The following is a 15,832-nucleotide window of genomic DNA, read 5'->3' on the forward strand; positions in this document are numbered from 1 at the left end:
GAAGTCCTCTTTTGGATTGAATATTTGATTTTCTAAGAAAATTTAGAAGATGACCGATGAGAATCTATAGATGGCATCACGGTCAAGGAGAAAATGGCAGTTAAGGGTTTTGGCTACAACTCTATTTCTTTTCTGCGTCAGAATTTGGGCAGAATCCCCTGATCCGGTAAAAGTATTCTATACTTATGACCATCTTTTGCACGTTGCAGAGGAAAAGATCACTACTTACACTCCCACCAAGGCATTTAATTTTTTAGCAAAAGCAAAAGAGCTCCGTCCCGAGCCGGACTATCGTTATTACAATATTTTGGGGGAAGCACATTCAAAACTAGGGCAAGATAACGAAGCGATGGAGGCTTTCGAAAAATCGGTAGAGTTAAATTCGAACCAGTTTCCTTTGTTTTTAAGGATCTCGGATTATTACGAAAACAATAGAAAGCCGGACAGAGCACTCTTATTCACGGAAAAATACCTTTTACTGGTTCCCACTGACAAAAATCGAATTTATAAAGCCGCTATACTTTCCCGCCGGATCGGCAAAGAGGAATCCTACCAAAAGTATATTAAATTATTAGAAAGTGATACTTCTTTCGCTACGGAAGAAGATGCTCTTCAATCCAGTTTATCTAAACATATCAAAAATAAAAAATGGAAAGAAGCGGAAGAACTCACAATTCGATACATTCCCTTTTTCCCCCGAACGGAAGGAATGTATGAATACTTAATTCTTTCCAGAAGGGGAAAAAAATCCCCTCTTTTGGAAGAAGCATATATTTTAGCATGCGTTACTTTCAAAGAAGAGACAAGATATTTTGTAAGATACGGAGTTTATCTGCAAGAGAACGGCAGATATTTGGAAGCCCTTTCCATATTCAGGAGAGCGTTCTTCAATGCCTTAAAATTTGAAACAAAAGGAGATTGGGACGAGATTTTGTTTTTGTTAAGGCAAAGTTATGCAAACTTGGGTTGGGAAAAAGAAACCCTGGCAATCGATCTTTTGGTAAAAGATATCAAACGAAGAGATTCGTTAAAAGATGAAGATTTAGAAAACCATATCCAAACTCATAGGAAAAACAGGGAATATTTACAATTTGCCGTTTATTGGTTCAAAGACAAAAACGAGAAAAAAACAAATCTATATCGCGGATTGCTAAAAGAAAGAGACCAAGAGAATGAGGTAAAAGAATTCCTATTCGTCATTGGTCCCTTCGCTTTGGAAAATCTGGAACTTTAACCGGTGTGATATTTCTTTTTATCTTCGATCAAAGTTTGTACTACGCTAGGATCGGCAAGAGTAGAGATATCACCTAACGAGTCAAATTCACCGCATGCAATCTTTCTAAGTATCCTTCTCATGATTTTGCCGGATCTGGTCTTCGGCAATCCCGGGGCCCAATGGATCACGTCCGGTCTTGCAATTTTACCGATCATCTTTTCAACCATCGTAATCAGTTCTTTTTTCAAATCATCATTTGAATGTACACCTTGTTTGACGGTAACGTAAGCATAAATCGCCTGACCCTTGATATCATGAGGGAATCCGACGACAGCCGCCTCGGCAATGGATTTATGTTCTACAATCGCGCTTTCCACTTCGGCGGAACCGATCCTATGCCCGGATACATTCAATACATCGTCCACTCTACCGGTAATGGTAATGTATCCGTCTTTGTCACGGTTTGCACCGTCTCCCGTGAAATAATAACCTTTGAATTGGGAAAAGTATGTATCGTAAAATCTTTTGGAATCTCCGTAAACTCCCCTCATGATGGAAGGCCAAGGAGAACTCAAACATAAATTTCCGGATGCTTCTCCCTTAGATATGATTTCCTTTCCGTCGTTATCAACTAATACAGGTTTGATTCCGAAAAAAGGAAGCCCGGCTGATCCCGGTTTTTGCGGAGCCGCTCCCGGCAAGGAAGTGATCATAATAGATCCCGTTTCCGTTTGCCACCAGGTATCCACGACAGGGCATTTGGATTTTCCGATGTTTTTATAATACCATTCCCATGCTTCCGGATTGATCGGTTCTCCCACGGAACCGAGCAAACGAAGTGATTTCAAGGATCGGGACTGAATCGGTCCCAATCCTTCCCGCATCAATGCACGAATCGCAGTAGGAGCAGTATAAAATACAGTCACACCGTATTTGTCGATCACATCCCAAAATCTCCCCGCATCCGGATAACTGGGAACTCCCTCAAACATCAGTGAGGTGGCTCCGTTGGAAAGAGGGCCGTAAACAATATAACTATGTCCTGTGATCCAACCCACATCGGCAGTACACCAATATGTGTCCGTTTCTTTATAATCGAAAACAGTACTGAAAGTCAAATTCGCCCCGAGCAAATATCCTCCGGTCGTATGCAAAACACCTTTTGGTTTTCCGGTGGAACCGGAAGTGTATAAAATAAATAGAGGATCTTCCGCATCTATTTCTGCCGGTGGGCAGTAAGCCTTTAAATCCTTGTCCTTCATCAGGAAATGATACCAATGATCACGTCCTTCCTTCCAGTTGAGATTGGTTTCGTCACCGGTCCTTCTCACTACAATGACATCGTTGATCTGAACTTTCGTTTCTTCTAAGGCCGCATCTATGTTTTTTTTCAACTCGATCGGTTTGCCTCCCCTATAACCGCCGTCAGCTGTAATAATCAGGCTCGGTTTGCAATCTTCAATCCGGCTCAAAAGTGCCTCGGGAGAAAACCCTCCGAATACTACGGAATGAACGGCACCGATCCGAGTACAAGCCAAAGCGGAGATGGCAAGTTCCGGAATCATCGGAAGGTAAATGAGAACTCTATCTCCTTTTTTAACTTTTAAGTTTTTTAGAATATTTGCGAGTTTATTGACTTCGCGATAAAGATCGTGATAGGTGAAGACTTTTGATTCTTCAGGATTGTCCCCTTCCCAGATGATCGCCGCTTTGTTTTTATGAGGGGAATCCAAATGACGATCCAAACAATTATAAGATACGTTTAATTTCCCGCCTTCAAACCATTTGACTTTTGCATTTTTAAAATCATGGCTTAGAACTTTCTTCCACTTCTTAAACCATGTTAGACGGTCTGCCTGTTCCGCCCAAAACTTTTCAGGCTTTTCGATGGATTGTTTGTATAACTTTTTGTAATCTTTTAAATTGATGTTTGTCTGTTTGACAAATTCTTTATTCGGTGGAACAACTCTTTCCTTAGCCATCTCTTCCCTCTCAGGGGAAAATTAAACAACAGGATGGAAGAGTTGTCCAGAAAGTTTCGAAACTTTCGTAATGATAAATGTTATTGAATCCTCTTAGTGCGATCCGGTTCGGATCAGATCCAAAAATTCGCTTCGAGTGGTAGGATCGGATTTGAAAAGCCCTAAAAGACTGGACGTGAACAACTCCGAATTTTGTTTTTCCACACCCCTCATCATCATACAAAGATGTTTGGCTTTGATAACAACCCCTACACCCAAAGGATCCAAAGTCTCTTGGATCGCCTGTGCAATTTGATCCGTGAGTCTTTCCTGAACCTGAAGTCTTCGGGCAAATACATCTACAATGCGCGGGATTTTACTGATTCCTATGATTTTTTTATTCGGAATATAGGCGACATGAGCGCGACCGTAGAAAGGAAGAAGATGATGTTCGCATAAAGAATACATTTCAATGTCCCGAACGAGAACCATGCCTGTGGTATTTTCTTCGAAGATGGCGCCGTTTACAAGGGAATCAAGATCGGCTTTATAACCGCTTGTTAAAAATTCATAAGCCTTTTTTACACGACTAGGAGTTTTGAGAAGTCCTTCCCGACCCGGGTCTTCGCCGATTTGTTTGATGATTCCCTCGATTAAATCTTCCATTCGTGTTTCCCTTTCCAGAAATAGTATTGCTCGCCTGCTCTGATTCTAAAATCTGAATTCAGAGAAATTACTATCAATTTGACTAGTTTTATTCAGAATTAGATAGGCACATTTCCTTTTTTCAAATTCTTTAGGACATAATCTAATAATACGATGCCTATCAAAGTCGGCTTTGACGCGAGGATGATTGAAAATTCCGGAATCGGAATTCGCATTCAGCATATTTTAAAGTTTTGGCCCCTTTCGGAAAAAGAGGTCGAATTACATGTATTTGGTGATCCAAGTCTTCTTTCCAAACATGACTTACCTTCCCATTCCAAAATCATTCCCTATACTGCAAAAATATATTCCGTAAGAGAATGGTTAGGCCATCCTTCCATGAAAAAAATGGACATTCTGGATATCCCTCATTTCAATGTGCCGATTTTTCACATACGCAAATGCATTGTTACCATTCACGATTTGATCCCGTATCATTTCAAAGCGGCACATAGTTCTCTCGTCAAAAGAATCTACATGCAGTTTATTTTTCGTTGGATCAAGTGGTTTGCTCACAAGATCATCGCAGTATCCGAATTTACAAAACAAGATCTGATCCGGGAATTTCATTACCAAACATCCCGGATCTCCGTAATTTATAACGGAATCGATACAGAAACTTTCTCCAAAAGAAAACCGGCTGAACTATCTTCCTTTCAAACGAAATACAAATTGCCAAAAGATTATATTTTTACGGTAGGAATAGGAAAGGCACATAAAAACTTTCCTTTTTTATTGGAAACTTTGGAAGAAATGTGGCAGGACAAATCCCTGAAATCACCTTTGGTGATCGGCGGTATCAGTAAAAAAATTCCGGACGAACTTTTGGAATTTCAAAAAAAACATAAAACTCTGATTTATTTTCTCCCTCATTTACCTTACGATAAACTACCATTAGTCTATCAATCTGCGAAATTATTCATATATCCTTCTATGTATGAAGGATTCGGGTTTCCCGTTTTGGAAGCACAAACTTCGGGAACTCCTGTATTATCTTCTTCTGCAAGCGTTTTGCCTGAAATTTTAAAAGATACGGCAGAGTATTTCGATCCTTCCGATAAAAATGATCTGAAGATCAAATTATCGGAAATCCTAAAGAATCAAAAAAAACAAAAACAACTTACCAAATTAGGAGAAACCAATTCAAAACGGTTTCCCTGGAAAAATGCGATCGAGAATTTGAATTCATTGTACCAATCCGAAATCGAAGGATTCGCAGAAAACGGTTAAGTCCCGACCATCTCCTCAAAAATAACCCCGTATTTCGTAAAAAACCTCCGAAAAAAAAACTTGTCATGGTACTGCCAGGAACGAGATTGATTCTCAATAGCACCATGATCAAATGTCACTGCGCAGAAGTTTTCTTTGAAGAGATCTTAAATGTTGTCAAAGATACAAATCGCCCTATACTAGAAGTAGCGAAGGAAATGGGAGCTGCCGATACTTGCACTGCTTGTGTAAGCGATATGCTCCAATTCATTCAAAATGAACTAGAGGGGCTAGAACTTGCAGGACATTCAACTTATCGATAACCATTTAATCCAAACAGTCATTTCCAAAGCGGGTTCCTCTCCGCGAAAGCGCACCAATCATAATTTTCACCAATTAACAGAAGTTTACCAAAGATTTTTAAATGTCCTGATGGAAGATACATATGTCTCCGTTCACAGACATCTTTCCGATCCAAAACATGAAACCTTTTTGATTCTCCAAGGAAAGGTAGGTTTTCTCATTTATGACGAAGAAGGGAATGTAAAAGAAAAACATCTGCTGTCTTCGGAAGGTCCGGTCTACGGAATAGACATTCAACCGGGGGTTTGGCATAACTTAGTTTGTCTAAGTCCTGTGGCGGTTTGTTTTGAAGGAAAGTCCGGACCGTATATAGAAACAACGGATAAAGAATTTCATTCCAAATATCCAAGCGAAGGCGATCCGGAATGTGCTAAGACAAATGAGTCTTGGAAAAAATTATTTCAGTGATGAGGATCCTATTTTCCATATTCATGTTTACTTTTTTCAGCTGTAAAACACTACCGAAGTTTATACCGGTTCAAAATCATAAATCTTCACAAATCATAAGCAATGGGATCGAACGGAGCTTTCGTTATTTGTTACCGGGCGAATATAAAAAAAATTCCCTTCCTTTGATCTTCGTATTACACGGAGGTGGTGGTAGTAGCGAAGCGATGATTTACCTGACCAGGCTTTCCGAAAAAGTCGATCAGGACAGATTCATCGTAGTTTATCCGGAAGGCTTTGCCAATCGATGGAATGACGGAAGAGGAATCAAACATTCCATCACGGATCAGAAGAATACTGAAGACGTTTTGTTCTTTCGGGATATGGTAACTTATTTCAAAAAAAACTATCAGATAGATGAGAGTCGGATTCATGTGGTCGGTTTATCTAACGGAGGTTTTATGGCCCAGAGATTGGCCTGTGAAGCACCCGATATTTTCGCTTCCTCGTTTTCCGTTGCCGCAACTACATCCAAATTCTTATCTCAAAATTGCACTCTGAACGGCCCTTTATCCATCGGGTTCATATTCGGAAAAAAAGATGATATCATTCCTTATAACGGGGGAACCATTTATATCCCCAAAAATCCTTCAAATGATAAGGATAGAATCGGTGCAGGGGAAAGTATTTCCTTTCAAGATAGTTTGAAATTCTGGTCTGAAAAATTGCAATGTACTTCGGAAAACAAACGTTATATCCAAGGACTTAAACCGAAAATCAATAAGGATATCATTCGTTACGATTACGAATCCGCAAATAGTTCTTTAAAATTAAGAGCCTTCCTTTTGGAAAATGGAGGTCATATTTGGCCGCATGGATTTTTTTATCATAACGATAAAAAATACGGATATCTTTCGGAAGATTTGGATGCATCTTCTGCTGTATTGGATTTTTTTAAAGAAACTCCTAAGACAAACTACCTGGGCGGCAATTAATGTTTTATTCGGAAATTCGAAACAAACAAACGACATTCTCTACTTTGGAAACCGGATCGGGAGAACCCATCCTCTTTCTGCACGGATTTCCGGATAATAACAAAACCTTTTCTCAAATCATGGAACCGATCGGAAGACAAGGATATCATTGCGTAGCCCCTGTTATGCGTGGTTATGAGCCGAAAACAATCTCTCATTGGTCGAAACTTCATATCAACGATCTGGTTTTGGATATATTAGGATGGATGGACGATCGGGGCTGGGATCATGTCCATCTGGTAGGTCATAATTGGGGAGCGGTCATTGCTTATGCCGCGGGTATTTATTATCCGATGCGGATTTCTTCCATTACAGCCATAGGAGTGCCACTCTTAAAAAACTATCAGGAAACTCTGATCTGGGCACCGCAACAATCCTTTCATTCCTGGTACCTCCTTCTATTTCAAATTCCTTTTCTTGCGGAACTTACCATTCGTTCCAATCATTTTGCAATGATTGATTACCTTTGGAAAGATTGGTCGCCGGAATTGTTGCCGAATCAGGACCACCTAGCAGAGATTAAAAATAATTTTCAAAATCCGGGAGTTCTATCTTCGGCTCTTTCTTATTATAGAAACCTCAACGATTTGCTTACGGAATCAGGAAGAGAAAGTATTTTGGGAATTTTGGATGCGGTTGTTGGAACTCCTACCCAAGTATTGTATGGAGAAGAAGACGGTTGCTTTCATAGAAACTTATTCGAACAATTATTGAAAGATTCGGACTTTCCCCAAGGTCTGAAAAAAATCGGATTCAAAAATTGCGGACATTTCCTACATTGGGAAGAACCGGAAGCGGTCGTTGAAGAAATTTTATCTTGGGTTAAAAAAAACAAATATAAATTCTAGAACTCCTGCTCGTCTCATTTTAGCATGGAGTCGAAGATGAATATAAACTTAGGAATACTCGATCGTTTATTACGTGCGTTAGTTGGAATTGTAATTGCAGTCGTCTACTTAACCGGCTCCATCCAAGGTTTCACAGCAATTGTTTTTGCCCCCATCGGACTTTATTTGATCAGCACCGCTGTGGTCGGATTTTGCCCGATCTATTTTCAAAAAAATCTTTCTACCAAAACAAGAAAGCCGGTATGATCATTCGGTTCCTTCTCATCCTTTCTTTTCTGATCTTTGTTAATTGTTCAAAAGAAAACCAGGAAGACAGAAAAGGACAGGCTTTAGAGCTGATGAGCAAAATGCAAAAGGAGCTTTTGACTAATCTTACGGAATCCATTAAAAACCAAGGTCTGGTTGCTTCAATCTCTCATTGTTCCCGAATATCTCCTAAGTTGGAAAATGAAATCTCCGGAACAAATTGGAAGATCAAAAGGATTTCCGAAAAAAACCGAAATCCGAATCACAGCCCGGATGAAATTCAATTGTCCGTCCTAAAACATTGGGAGGAGAAAATTCAAAACAAATTCGCTCCCGATACTTTCATTTACAACAATGAAGAGAGATTCTTCGTGATGAAACCCATTTTGATTGCGCCCAATTGTTTGGGTTGCCATGGAATAGAAAAAGAAATTTTGCCGGAAGTGAAAAAGGAAATTTTAAAAATCTATCCGAACGACAAAGCATTCGGTTATAAAGTAGGCGACTTGCGAGGAGCCTTTATCGCTGAATATTTCCAAACAAAATAAGCACTTCATAATGTGCTGTTCTAGGAAAAAAGTCCACTAAAACGATTTCTTTGATTTCATAACCAATCTTTTCCAATCCCATCGCATCTCTCCTTAGAGTGCTCGCATTACAACTGGAATAAATCAGTTTTTTCGGTTTGTACTTTTCCACTTGTTCCAAAAGCAAAGGATTCAATCCTGCACGAGGAGGATTTACAATCCAAGTAGGATATCCTTTCGGTGCCGGATCTATTTTTTGAGTGTATAGATCTTTCACTTCATATAAGTAATGATCTATTCCGTTTTTGGAAGCATTCTTCTTTGCAAATTGAATGCTCTTAGGATGGCTTTCGTAACCCATAAGAGATTCGATTTTATCATTCAAACAAATCCCGATAGAACCTGACCCGCAAAAAAGCTCCAATACTTTCTCCGAAGTCGATAACCAAGAACCGATTTTATCGATCCATGGCTCAATTAGAAATTGATTGATTTGAAAAAAACCGTTAGGCGGTGCATAAATGGTTTTCCCTTTGATGAGAAACAAAGTATTCTCTTTCTCGTAAGGAACAACTTTATCCAGAGATATGCGTGCTTGAATACTATCCGATTTGGATTTGTGAAATTTTGGATTTAAACTTTGTTTCGGTTTTTTGATTTCGTTCGAGAGAGCTTTCCACTGGAGTTTCGAGTCCAAATTCAAACATTCTTTTGCTGAAGATTCCACTAAATCATGGGAAAATCTTTCGTAAAAACCGGGTTTGCCATCCACAATCTGCCATTGCACATTATTTCTGTAATGTGAAGAAGGGCCCGAGATCAGAGAGATTTGTTTTTTAAAATCTGGAAATAATTCCTTTAGAAGAGAAAGTTTGAGTTCTAACTCTTTTTCATAAGAAATATGGCGGTAAGAACATCCGCCGCATTCACCAAACGCTTCGCAATCGATCTTGATTCTTTGGGGAGAAAATTCATGAACTTCCAGAACACGACCGAACCATTCCTTTTTCCCATCCTTTTCAATCACCAATTCCACTTCTTCGCCGGGAATTCCTCCCGTTACAAAAACAGGATGACCTTCGTGATGAGACAGAGTATAGCCACCGTGAGCCCATTTTTCTAATTTTAATCGAATCTTTTTCATTGGTTTAATCCATGGATTGATAATTCCATTGACACCGCACTCGTATTTACCATAACGGATAGGTACTACTGGAGAAGTGGCTGAGTGGTCTAAAGCAGCGGTCTTGAAAACCGTCGTGGTAATCCCACCGTGGGTTCGAATCCTACCTTCTCCGACAGTACAAATGGAGACGTGCCTGAGTGGCCGAAAGGAGCGGTTTGCTAAACCGTCGTACGCCTAAAGTGTACCCAGGGTTCGAATCCCTGCGTCTCCGATATACTAACCCAGATGTCACCCCGGATCAAAGAAATACTAGATCGACTTACCAAGTTTCTCAAAACGGAAGAGGCGAAACTCCTCTTTGCCGCTTTGCCTTTGTATTTTTCCTGGGTTCCTATTTTGAGTTTTAACGATCGGATTTTAAAAATCCGCCATTTGTGCCTTTATTCAGCAATTAACACCGGTTTATTTTTTGCATTGCTATTCGCGGCTCAGATTTTATCCTTTCTTCCCTTCGTAGGATCTTTTTTATCTAATTTTGTGCATCTCGTATCCATTCTACTTTATCTTGGATTGTCGGGATTTTTGATTTACTCTCTCCGCTTGAAAAAAACCATTGATATACCCATTCTTTCAGACTGGGAAAAAAAGCTTTCGAGCTTATTTGCGCCCATAGCTCAATTGGATAGAGTATCTGACTACGGATCAGAAGGTTAGAGGTTCAAGTCCTCTTGGGCGCACGAGTTTTTTTCGATTCGTTTTTGCATCGCTGGTTTGAAATCAGAAAAAACTTCCCGAACGAAATACCTTCCTTCACACAAATCTATTCCGAAACAAACAACGAAGTTATCTCCGAGTCTTTCAATCATGTAGAATCGGAAAGAAATGCTACCCTTCATAGCGAAATCATCGCGATCGAAGCCGCAGTCAAAAAGCTAAACGAGAAATATCTAACTGATGCCGTCTTGATCACTGCTCTGGAACCTTGTTTGCAATGTGCCGGAGCTATACTCCGTGTTAAATTACCGAAAGTATATTACCTTCTACCTGCAAAACCGGGTGAAGGAATCTCTTCTTACTCGACAGAATCCATTTATCTGCTGAATCATTTCCCGACCATCCGGTTGATTGAAAATTCTGCGATAAAAAATGAATTTCGGGAATTTTTCAAAGAGAAAAGGTAGAATTCTATTGACCATTTCTTTTTATGGAAGTTCGTAGAATCCATTGGAGAAGTGTCAGAGCGGTCTATTGTGCATGCTTGGAAAGCATGTGTGCCAAAAGCACCCCGGGTTCGAATCCCGGCTTCTCCGAATGGTTCCTAAATGAACGAAAACCACCAAGTCCTATTCCGCAAATATCGCCCTCAGTTCTTTAAAGACGTAATTTACCAAGACCTGGCTGTAGGGTCCCTTCAAAACGCATTCAAGACTAAAAAAATCGGTCATGCCTATATCTTTATCGGACCTCGTGGGGTCGGAAAGACCACAATCGCTCGCATTCTTGCCAAACGTTTGAATTGCGAAAATCCGGACGGAGTTGAACCATGTAACAAATGTTTATCTTGCATGGAGATTACAAAAGGGAATTCCAACGATGTAATGGAAATTGATGCCGCTTCCAACAGCGGTGTGGATAATATTCGCGACTTGCGTGAAAATGTGAAATTCAACGCAATGGGCGGAAGATATAGAGTTTATATTTTAGATGAGGTTCATATGCTCAGCAGTGCCGCATTCAATGCACTTCTGAAAACTTTGGAAGAACCTCCTCCTCATGTGGTCTTTATCCTAGCTACAACGGAATATCACAAAATCCCGGAAACCATTCTCTCCCGTTGCCAGGATTTTCATTTTAGAAAAGTACCTGTTGCCGTACTCCAACAGTATGTAGAAACACTTTGTGTTAAGGAAAATTTCAAATTCGACTCCGAAGGTCTTTTCTGGATTGCTAAGAAAGGAGACGGTTCCGTTAGAGATACTCTTTCCTTTATGGAACAAGCAGTTGTTTTCACCGATGGCAATCTAACAGGTGCAAAACTAAGAAAGATGATCGGTTATCATGGAATTGATACTTTCATCGAACTTTTAGAGGATATTTTAGATCCCGCTCGTTCCGCTAAAATTTTTGAAAAGTTGGAGACATTCTTTCAAGAAGGAATGGATCTGATCAAATTCACTTGGGACTTTCTCGAATTTTTAAATTCTCTTTTACTCATAAAAGACAATCTTGCGGATCGGGAGTCTTTGAATATTCCCGTGGAAGATTTGCAAAAACTTAAGCTTCAATTCAGGGAATTGGATCGTGAAGTTCTGATCTTACTCGCTGAAAATCTATTTCTCATTCATGAAAAAATGAATCAGATGAAACTTCGTAGCTCTTACGAAGTGAAAGTTTATCTCGAGATTCAATTTAGAAAATTAATCCTCGAAAGGGAAAAGCCGTCTGTTTCGGGACTGCTTGCAAAACTATCGGATCTAACGAAACAGATCCAATCCGATATCGGAAACCTTTCGGAAGCCGGAGATAAAGAAACAGAAGTAAAAAAACCTGTCATTCCCGAAGCCAAAAGACCAACCGCTCAGATTCCAACGAATGTAAACAAACCTACTGCAACTACTTCGGCAGCTCTCGATGAAAAACCTTCACCTCCCAGACAGGAAACTCCGAAGGAAACTGTGACAAGTTCTACACCGGATACGGAAACAAAACCGAAATCTTCTGCTGACCCGAATGAAATGGAAAAATTACTCAAAGAAAAATTTGCCGGTATGGAAGTCGATCCCGGCCAATTTAAAAATTTATAGATCTAATAGATAGGCGCCATGGGAATATTTGATCAAGTCAAACAAATGAAAGAAGCATTTTCTCAATTGGGAAATATGCAAGAGAAACAAGCTGAATTGCAAAAACGTTTGTCCGGAATCCGCGTCACTGCCTCAGCAGGAGCCGGTATGGTGGAAATCACCGCGACTGCCGACGGAATCATCACTGATTTGAAGATCAATCCCATCATGTTCAATGCAGACGATGCAAAGATGTTGGAAGACCTAATTATCTCCGCCACTAACGAAGTGCTTCGCAAATCGAAGGATGTGATGGCTCATGAAGTAAAAAATGTTTTGGGTTTCAATCCAAAAGATATTGAAGCAATGATGAATCAGATGAATCCACCCGGAGGAAATCCTTCTGTCTGAAAATCAATTCCAGAAACTAGTTTCTTCCTTTTCCATCTTACCCGGGATCGGAAAAAAAAGTGCCACCCGTATCGGATTTCACGTCCTTCGGATGGAAGACTCCACATTCCAGTCCTGGTTGAACGGATTAAAGGAAGCGCGGGAAAGATTGCATTTTTGCCAAATCTGCGGTGGTTTAACGGAAGAAACAATTTGCGATATCTGCGATTCACCTAAGAGAGACAAGGCGATTCTATGTGTTGTAGAGCAGCCCGAAGATATTTTTTTCATAGAAAATACAAAGGAATTTTTCGGAACATACCATGTTCTGAACGGTTCCATTTCCCCTTTGGATGGAATCGGTCCGGATCAACTCAGAATCAGACCTCTTATGGAAAGACTGGAAGAATCTGCAATCAAAGAAGTCCTGGTCGCCACCAACCCTACGTTAGAGGGAGATGCGACCGCTTCCTATTTATCGCATTTGATCAAAGAAAGAGATATCAAAGTAACTAGAATTGCTCATGGGATCACAATCGGTGGAACGATCGAATATTCGGACCAATACACTCTTGGAAAAGCGATCAAGTCCAGATTGACTCTTTAAAATTTGGATTGTTAAAATCTATGTTCGAATGTAACGAATGCTTCTCTAAGAACTCTACCGTATTTCGAATCCAATAGCACAAAAAGCGCATCTCCGGCAACATAATAGCCCGATCTGAATATAATTTGAAAATCAGATGTCACATTATAACGAACATTCAGGTTGTATTCCATTCCCATATAAGTGGAAGTTTTGTAACCGGCCCATTCGTTAAATTCCCGATTGATTTTAATCTCGGGAGATTTTGTAGCCCAAAGTTGATAGTAACCTAAAGTGAATTGATAGGGACCGAAGGCGATGATGTTTGTAAAAAAACCATACTCATTCAAACCGGAAAAACTGGAACCGTTGAACAACGCATAACCACCCGTAAAGTCGGTAGCGATGTTGGAAATGGAAAATCCCGGTGCCAAAGTTCTATACCCGTTTCCTTTCAGATTTGCTTCTTCTCCATTTTTATCATAACCGGGTCTTCCGGTTGTTCCCAATGCAATTAGGTTGAAATTCAAAGATTCGTTCCATCTATAAGTGAATTGAAAATCATACATACCGCCCTTTATGGCATGCCTTCTTGTGGTATTATAATATGTGACTTGATTTTCATCCACAAGAGGTGTGAGCTTTTTCACAATACCCGCGTTATAGATTCCATGAACTACAAAAGAGAAAGTTTGAAAATTGAATTCGTTATGAAAACCATGCCAGAACAAACGTGAAGTCTCGCTATCCGTTTTGTCGTTATCATCCAGATAGTAACTGTAGATTTCATTTCTTACATTTCGAAAATACTCGATGCGCATCTTATTATAAAAAATGTTTGAGCTTTGATAGTTCTTGTCCGCAAATCCGTTCTTATCCACATCCAAAAAACTTTGGTCTTTTGCTCTTAAAACTCCACCCTCCCAGGAAAGTCTGAGAAATTGAAAATTTTTCAACACACTCACACCGGTTCCCGTAGAAAATAAAACTCTACCTTGCGCACTGGAAAACAATTGTTGCCCCACTTTAATGAATAAGGCCGATTCAGGAATTCTGAAATTGAGATATAAAAAGTTTGTTTGAACGTTTACCGCAGAAGTCCTTCCTCTCTCTCCTCCGGAACCGGGACCGATGACTCCGGGATCAAATCCATCAGGACCAGTCGAACGAAGTCCTTTCCCCCCAAAAGGAATATCTCCTACTTGCATCCCCCAAATCCCCTCTACATATTTTCCCGTAGAAAAACTCATATTATAAAGGAATCGAGTATCATAATAGCTTACATCTTCTTTACGGGGTGTTAGTTGAGACGGTTGCCCTAACTTTCTTCTTTCCAAATCCTGTGAAATTGCAGTCGCATCCGATTGGACCCGATCATTGTATTCTTTTTCAGGATCCTTTACGGGTGTAACCGGCGTTGTCCTACTCAAGAGAACGTCTCTTCCCACGTTCGTAGCCCTTACGCGAAAGGATCCGTTGAAGTTCAAAGAAGTTTTCTGAGACTCCTCCTCTTGGGCCCACAATCCGGAGCTAAATAGAATGAATACAAAGAATAAAAACGGTTTTTTCATCTTCGGTTATTCTTGTTTAACCCACTGATTCGATTTGAAATACTTGCTAACCAATTTTTGCATTCTACCAGTTCGTTTGTATTCTTTGATAAAAAAGTTCAAATGATAGATAAACTCCAAATCTTTCTTAGCCACAGCCATACTGATATGATCTTCTTGAACCACTCCTAAAATAGGAAGGTAGGATGCGCGAAGTGAAGGTTCTTTTTGCAATAAAGCCTGTATGTAAAAAGAATCCGCTACGAAACAATTCACATTGTTTTTCTTTAACTCATTTAACGCGGCTTCGCTGGTGAAATAAGAATATACCTGTGCTTTTGGAAATGTTTCCTTTAAATAATGATGATTGGAACTATTTGATAAGACCGAATAAGATATACCGGCAACGTTTTGCAAATCACCCAAATTTCGAAAAAGTTGCACGGTTACGATCTGTCCTTCCGGTTCCGCGGTAAACTGGAACGACTGACCAAACCGGCCGGAGTGGATATCAAATATGGATCGGTAAAATAAACATCTTTGAATCGGGCTATGGATGAAGACAACCCTGCAAGAGCAATCTGAGTATCTCCTTTTTCCAAAGTGCGGGCATGTTGATCAAAAGTTCGTAACGGAATGATACGCAAGTCCACATCTAAAAACTTAGCATATTCTTGAGCTAGCTCGACATCCAAGCCCGGGAAATCCGGCAATGGATTTTCAATATAGAAAGGATCGTAAAACTCATTCACGGAAACCGTAAGGAGTTTCGTTTTTTTTATTTTATCTAATGTTGGACTTGTTTGGGAAAAAACAGGAAAACTGAATAACAGAATAAGCGAAACTAACATCGTTTTTTCGCTTGCTAAGTATTTGAAATTCGCAAAAACCACTGTCCTTG

The 15,832-nt window shown here is 39.9% G+C and carries 15 protein-coding genes, 4 tRNA genes and 1 pseudogene; 15 read left to right on the forward strand and 5 right to left on the reverse strand.

The window, feature by feature from the left end:
* The first annotated feature begins 109 nt into the window (after positions 1–109).
* A complete protein-coding gene (locus DI077_RS18095) occupies positions 110–1,234 on the forward strand; it encodes a tetratricopeptide repeat protein (protein ID WP_242935280.1) in 1,125 nt (374 codons plus the stop codon).
* On the opposite strand, the gene acs is transcribed toward DI077_RS18095, so the two are convergent.
* Positions 1,231–3,198 (reverse strand): acetate--CoA ligase, encoded by a 1,968-nt coding sequence (acs, locus tag DI077_RS18100; protein ID WP_109021670.1) that lies wholly within the window; start codon positions 3,196–3,198, stop codon positions 1,231–1,233. The genes DI077_RS18095 and acs overlap by 4 nt on opposite strands.
* Before the next feature lie 93 nt (positions 3,199–3,291).
* Complete coding sequence (folE, locus tag DI077_RS18105) at positions 3,292–3,843, reverse strand: GTP cyclohydrolase I FolE (RefSeq protein WP_109021671.1); 552 nt, start codon at positions 3,841–3,843, stop codon at positions 3,292–3,294.
* A 153-nt stretch (positions 3,844–3,996) separates the two neighbouring features.
* Here folE and DI077_RS18110 point away from each other — a divergent pair, with 153 nt between their 5' ends.
* The 6 genes from DI077_RS18110 (at position 3,997) to DI077_RS18135 (ending at position 8,517) form a co-directional block, all read left to right on the forward strand.
* Positions 3,997–5,112: a glycosyltransferase family 4 protein gene (locus DI077_RS18110; protein WP_242935281.1), complete on the forward strand. Its 1,116-nt coding sequence runs from the start codon at positions 3,997–3,999 to the stop codon at positions 5,110–5,112.
* Positions 5,113–5,388: 276 nt separating this feature from the next.
* Positions 5,389–5,862, forward strand: a complete 474-nt coding sequence (locus DI077_RS18115) for a WbuC family cupin fold metalloprotein (protein WP_109021672.1) — start codon at positions 5,389–5,391, stop codon at positions 5,860–5,862.
* Positions 5,863–5,885: 23 nt separating this feature from the next.
* Positions 5,886–6,836: a CE1 family esterase gene (locus tag DI077_RS18120; RefSeq protein ID WP_242935282.1), complete on the forward strand. Its 951-nt coding sequence runs from the start codon at positions 5,886–5,888 to the stop codon at positions 6,834–6,836.
* Entirely contained in the window at positions 6,836–7,723 is an 888-nt protein-coding gene (locus tag DI077_RS18125) for an alpha/beta fold hydrolase (protein WP_109021674.1), read from the forward strand. Before DI077_RS18120 ends, DI077_RS18125 begins: the two co-directional genes overlap by 1 nt.
* A gap of 36 nt (positions 7,724–7,759) precedes the next feature.
* Positions 7,760–7,969 (forward strand): YgaP family membrane protein, encoded by a 210-nt coding sequence (locus DI077_RS18130; RefSeq protein ID WP_167837207.1) that lies wholly within the window; start codon positions 7,760–7,762, stop codon positions 7,967–7,969.
* Complete coding sequence (locus DI077_RS18135; RefSeq protein WP_109021676.1) at positions 7,966–8,517, forward strand: Tll0287-like domain-containing protein; 552 nt, start codon at positions 7,966–7,968, stop codon at positions 8,515–8,517. Before DI077_RS18130 ends, DI077_RS18135 begins: the two co-directional genes overlap by 4 nt.
* Here the strand turns inward: DI077_RS18135 and DI077_RS18140 are convergent.
* On the reverse strand, positions 8,489–9,640 hold the full coding sequence (locus DI077_RS18140) for a class I SAM-dependent RNA methyltransferase (RefSeq protein ID WP_109021677.1): 1,152 nt from the start codon (positions 9,638–9,640) through the stop codon (positions 8,489–8,491). The genes DI077_RS18135 and DI077_RS18140 overlap by 29 nt on opposite strands.
* A 70-nt stretch (positions 9,641–9,710) precedes the next feature.
* Here DI077_RS18140 and DI077_RS18145 point away from each other — a divergent pair.
* The 8 genes from DI077_RS18145 (at position 9,711) to recR (ending at position 13,402) form a co-directional block, all read left to right on the forward strand.
* Positions 9,711–9,794, forward strand: a tRNA-Ser gene (locus DI077_RS18145).
* Positions 9,795–9,805: 11 nt separating this feature from the next.
* Positions 9,806–9,893 (forward strand) — tRNA-Ser (locus DI077_RS18150).
* A gap of 392 nt (positions 9,894–10,285) precedes the next feature.
* Positions 10,286–10,359: transfer RNA gene (locus DI077_RS18155), tRNA-Arg, on the forward strand.
* A complete protein-coding gene (locus DI077_RS18160) occupies positions 10,351–10,803 on the forward strand; it encodes a nucleoside deaminase (protein ID WP_109021678.1) in 453 nt (150 codons plus the stop codon). The genes DI077_RS18155 and DI077_RS18160 overlap by 9 nt, the downstream gene beginning before the upstream one ends.
* Before the next feature lie 45 nt (positions 10,804–10,848).
* Positions 10,849–10,932: transfer RNA gene (locus DI077_RS18165), tRNA-Ser, on the forward strand.
* Between the two features lie 12 nt (positions 10,933–10,944).
* Positions 10,945–12,426: a DNA polymerase III subunit gamma/tau gene (gene dnaX / locus DI077_RS18170; RefSeq protein WP_109021679.1), complete on the forward strand. Its 1,482-nt coding sequence runs from the start codon at positions 10,945–10,947 to the stop codon at positions 12,424–12,426.
* An 18-nt stretch (positions 12,427–12,444) separates the two neighbouring features.
* A complete protein-coding gene (locus tag DI077_RS18175) occupies positions 12,445–12,816 on the forward strand; it encodes a YbaB/EbfC family nucleoid-associated protein (RefSeq protein WP_109021680.1) in 372 nt (123 codons plus the stop codon).
* Complete coding sequence (recR, locus tag DI077_RS18180; RefSeq protein ID WP_423241798.1) at positions 12,809–13,402, forward strand: recombination mediator RecR; 594 nt, start codon at positions 12,809–12,811, stop codon at positions 13,400–13,402. Before DI077_RS18175 ends, recR begins: the two co-directional genes overlap by 8 nt.
* Positions 13,403–13,413: 11 nt before the next feature.
* Here recR and DI077_RS18185 read toward each other — a convergent pair whose 3' ends face one another.
* Entirely contained in the window at positions 13,414–14,952 is a 1,539-nt protein-coding gene (locus DI077_RS18185; protein ID WP_109021682.1) for an alginate export family protein, read from the reverse strand.
* A 6-nt stretch (positions 14,953–14,958) separates the two neighbouring features.
* A pseudogene (locus tag DI077_RS18190) lies at positions 14,959–15,782 on the reverse strand (substrate-binding periplasmic protein).
* Positions 15,783–15,832 lie beyond the last annotated feature (50 nt).

It is taken from the genome of Leptospira kobayashii, from assembly GCF_003114835.2.
Classification (GTDB): Bacteria; Spirochaetota; Leptospiria; order Leptospirales; family Leptospiraceae; genus Leptospira_A; species Leptospira_A kobayashii.

What these genes read in the sequence shown, in the direction of transcription:
- acs (WP_109021670.1), bottom strand. Translation starts at nt 3,198, where the DNA reads ATGGCTAAGGAAAGAGTTGTTCCACCGAATAAAGAATTTGTCAAACAG.
- folE (WP_109021671.1), bottom strand. Translation starts at nt 3,843, where the DNA reads ATGGAAGATTTAATCGAGGGAATCATCAAACAAATCGGCGAAGACCCG.
- DI077_RS18110 (WP_242935281.1), top strand. Translation starts at nt 3,997, where the DNA reads ATGCCTATCAAAGTCGGCTTTGACGCGAGGATGATTGAAAATTCCGGA.
- DI077_RS18120 (WP_242935282.1), top strand. Translation starts at nt 5,886, where the DNA reads ATGTTTACTTTTTTCAGCTGTAAAACACTACCGAAGTTTATACCGGTT.
- DI077_RS18125 (WP_109021674.1), top strand. Translation starts at nt 6,836, where the DNA reads ATGTTTTATTCGGAAATTCGAAACAAACAAACGACATTCTCTACTTTG.
- DI077_RS18130 (WP_167837207.1), top strand. Translation starts at nt 7,760, where the DNA reads ATGAATATAAACTTAGGAATACTCGATCGTTTATTACGTGCGTTAGTT.
- DI077_RS18135 (WP_109021676.1), top strand. Translation starts at nt 7,966, where the DNA reads ATGATCATTCGGTTCCTTCTCATCCTTTCTTTTCTGATCTTTGTTAAT.
- DI077_RS18140 (WP_109021677.1), bottom strand. Translation starts at nt 9,640, where the DNA reads ATGAAAAAGATTCGATTAAAATTAGAAAAATGGGCTCACGGTGGCTAT.
- dnaX (WP_109021679.1), top strand. Translation starts at nt 10,945, where the DNA reads ATGAACGAAAACCACCAAGTCCTATTCCGCAAATATCGCCCTCAGTTC.
- DI077_RS18175 (WP_109021680.1), top strand. Translation starts at nt 12,445, where the DNA reads ATGGGAATATTTGATCAAGTCAAACAAATGAAAGAAGCATTTTCTCAA.
- DI077_RS18185 (WP_109021682.1), bottom strand. Translation starts at nt 14,952, where the DNA reads ATGAAAAAACCGTTTTTATTCTTTGTATTCATTCTATTTAGCTCCGGA.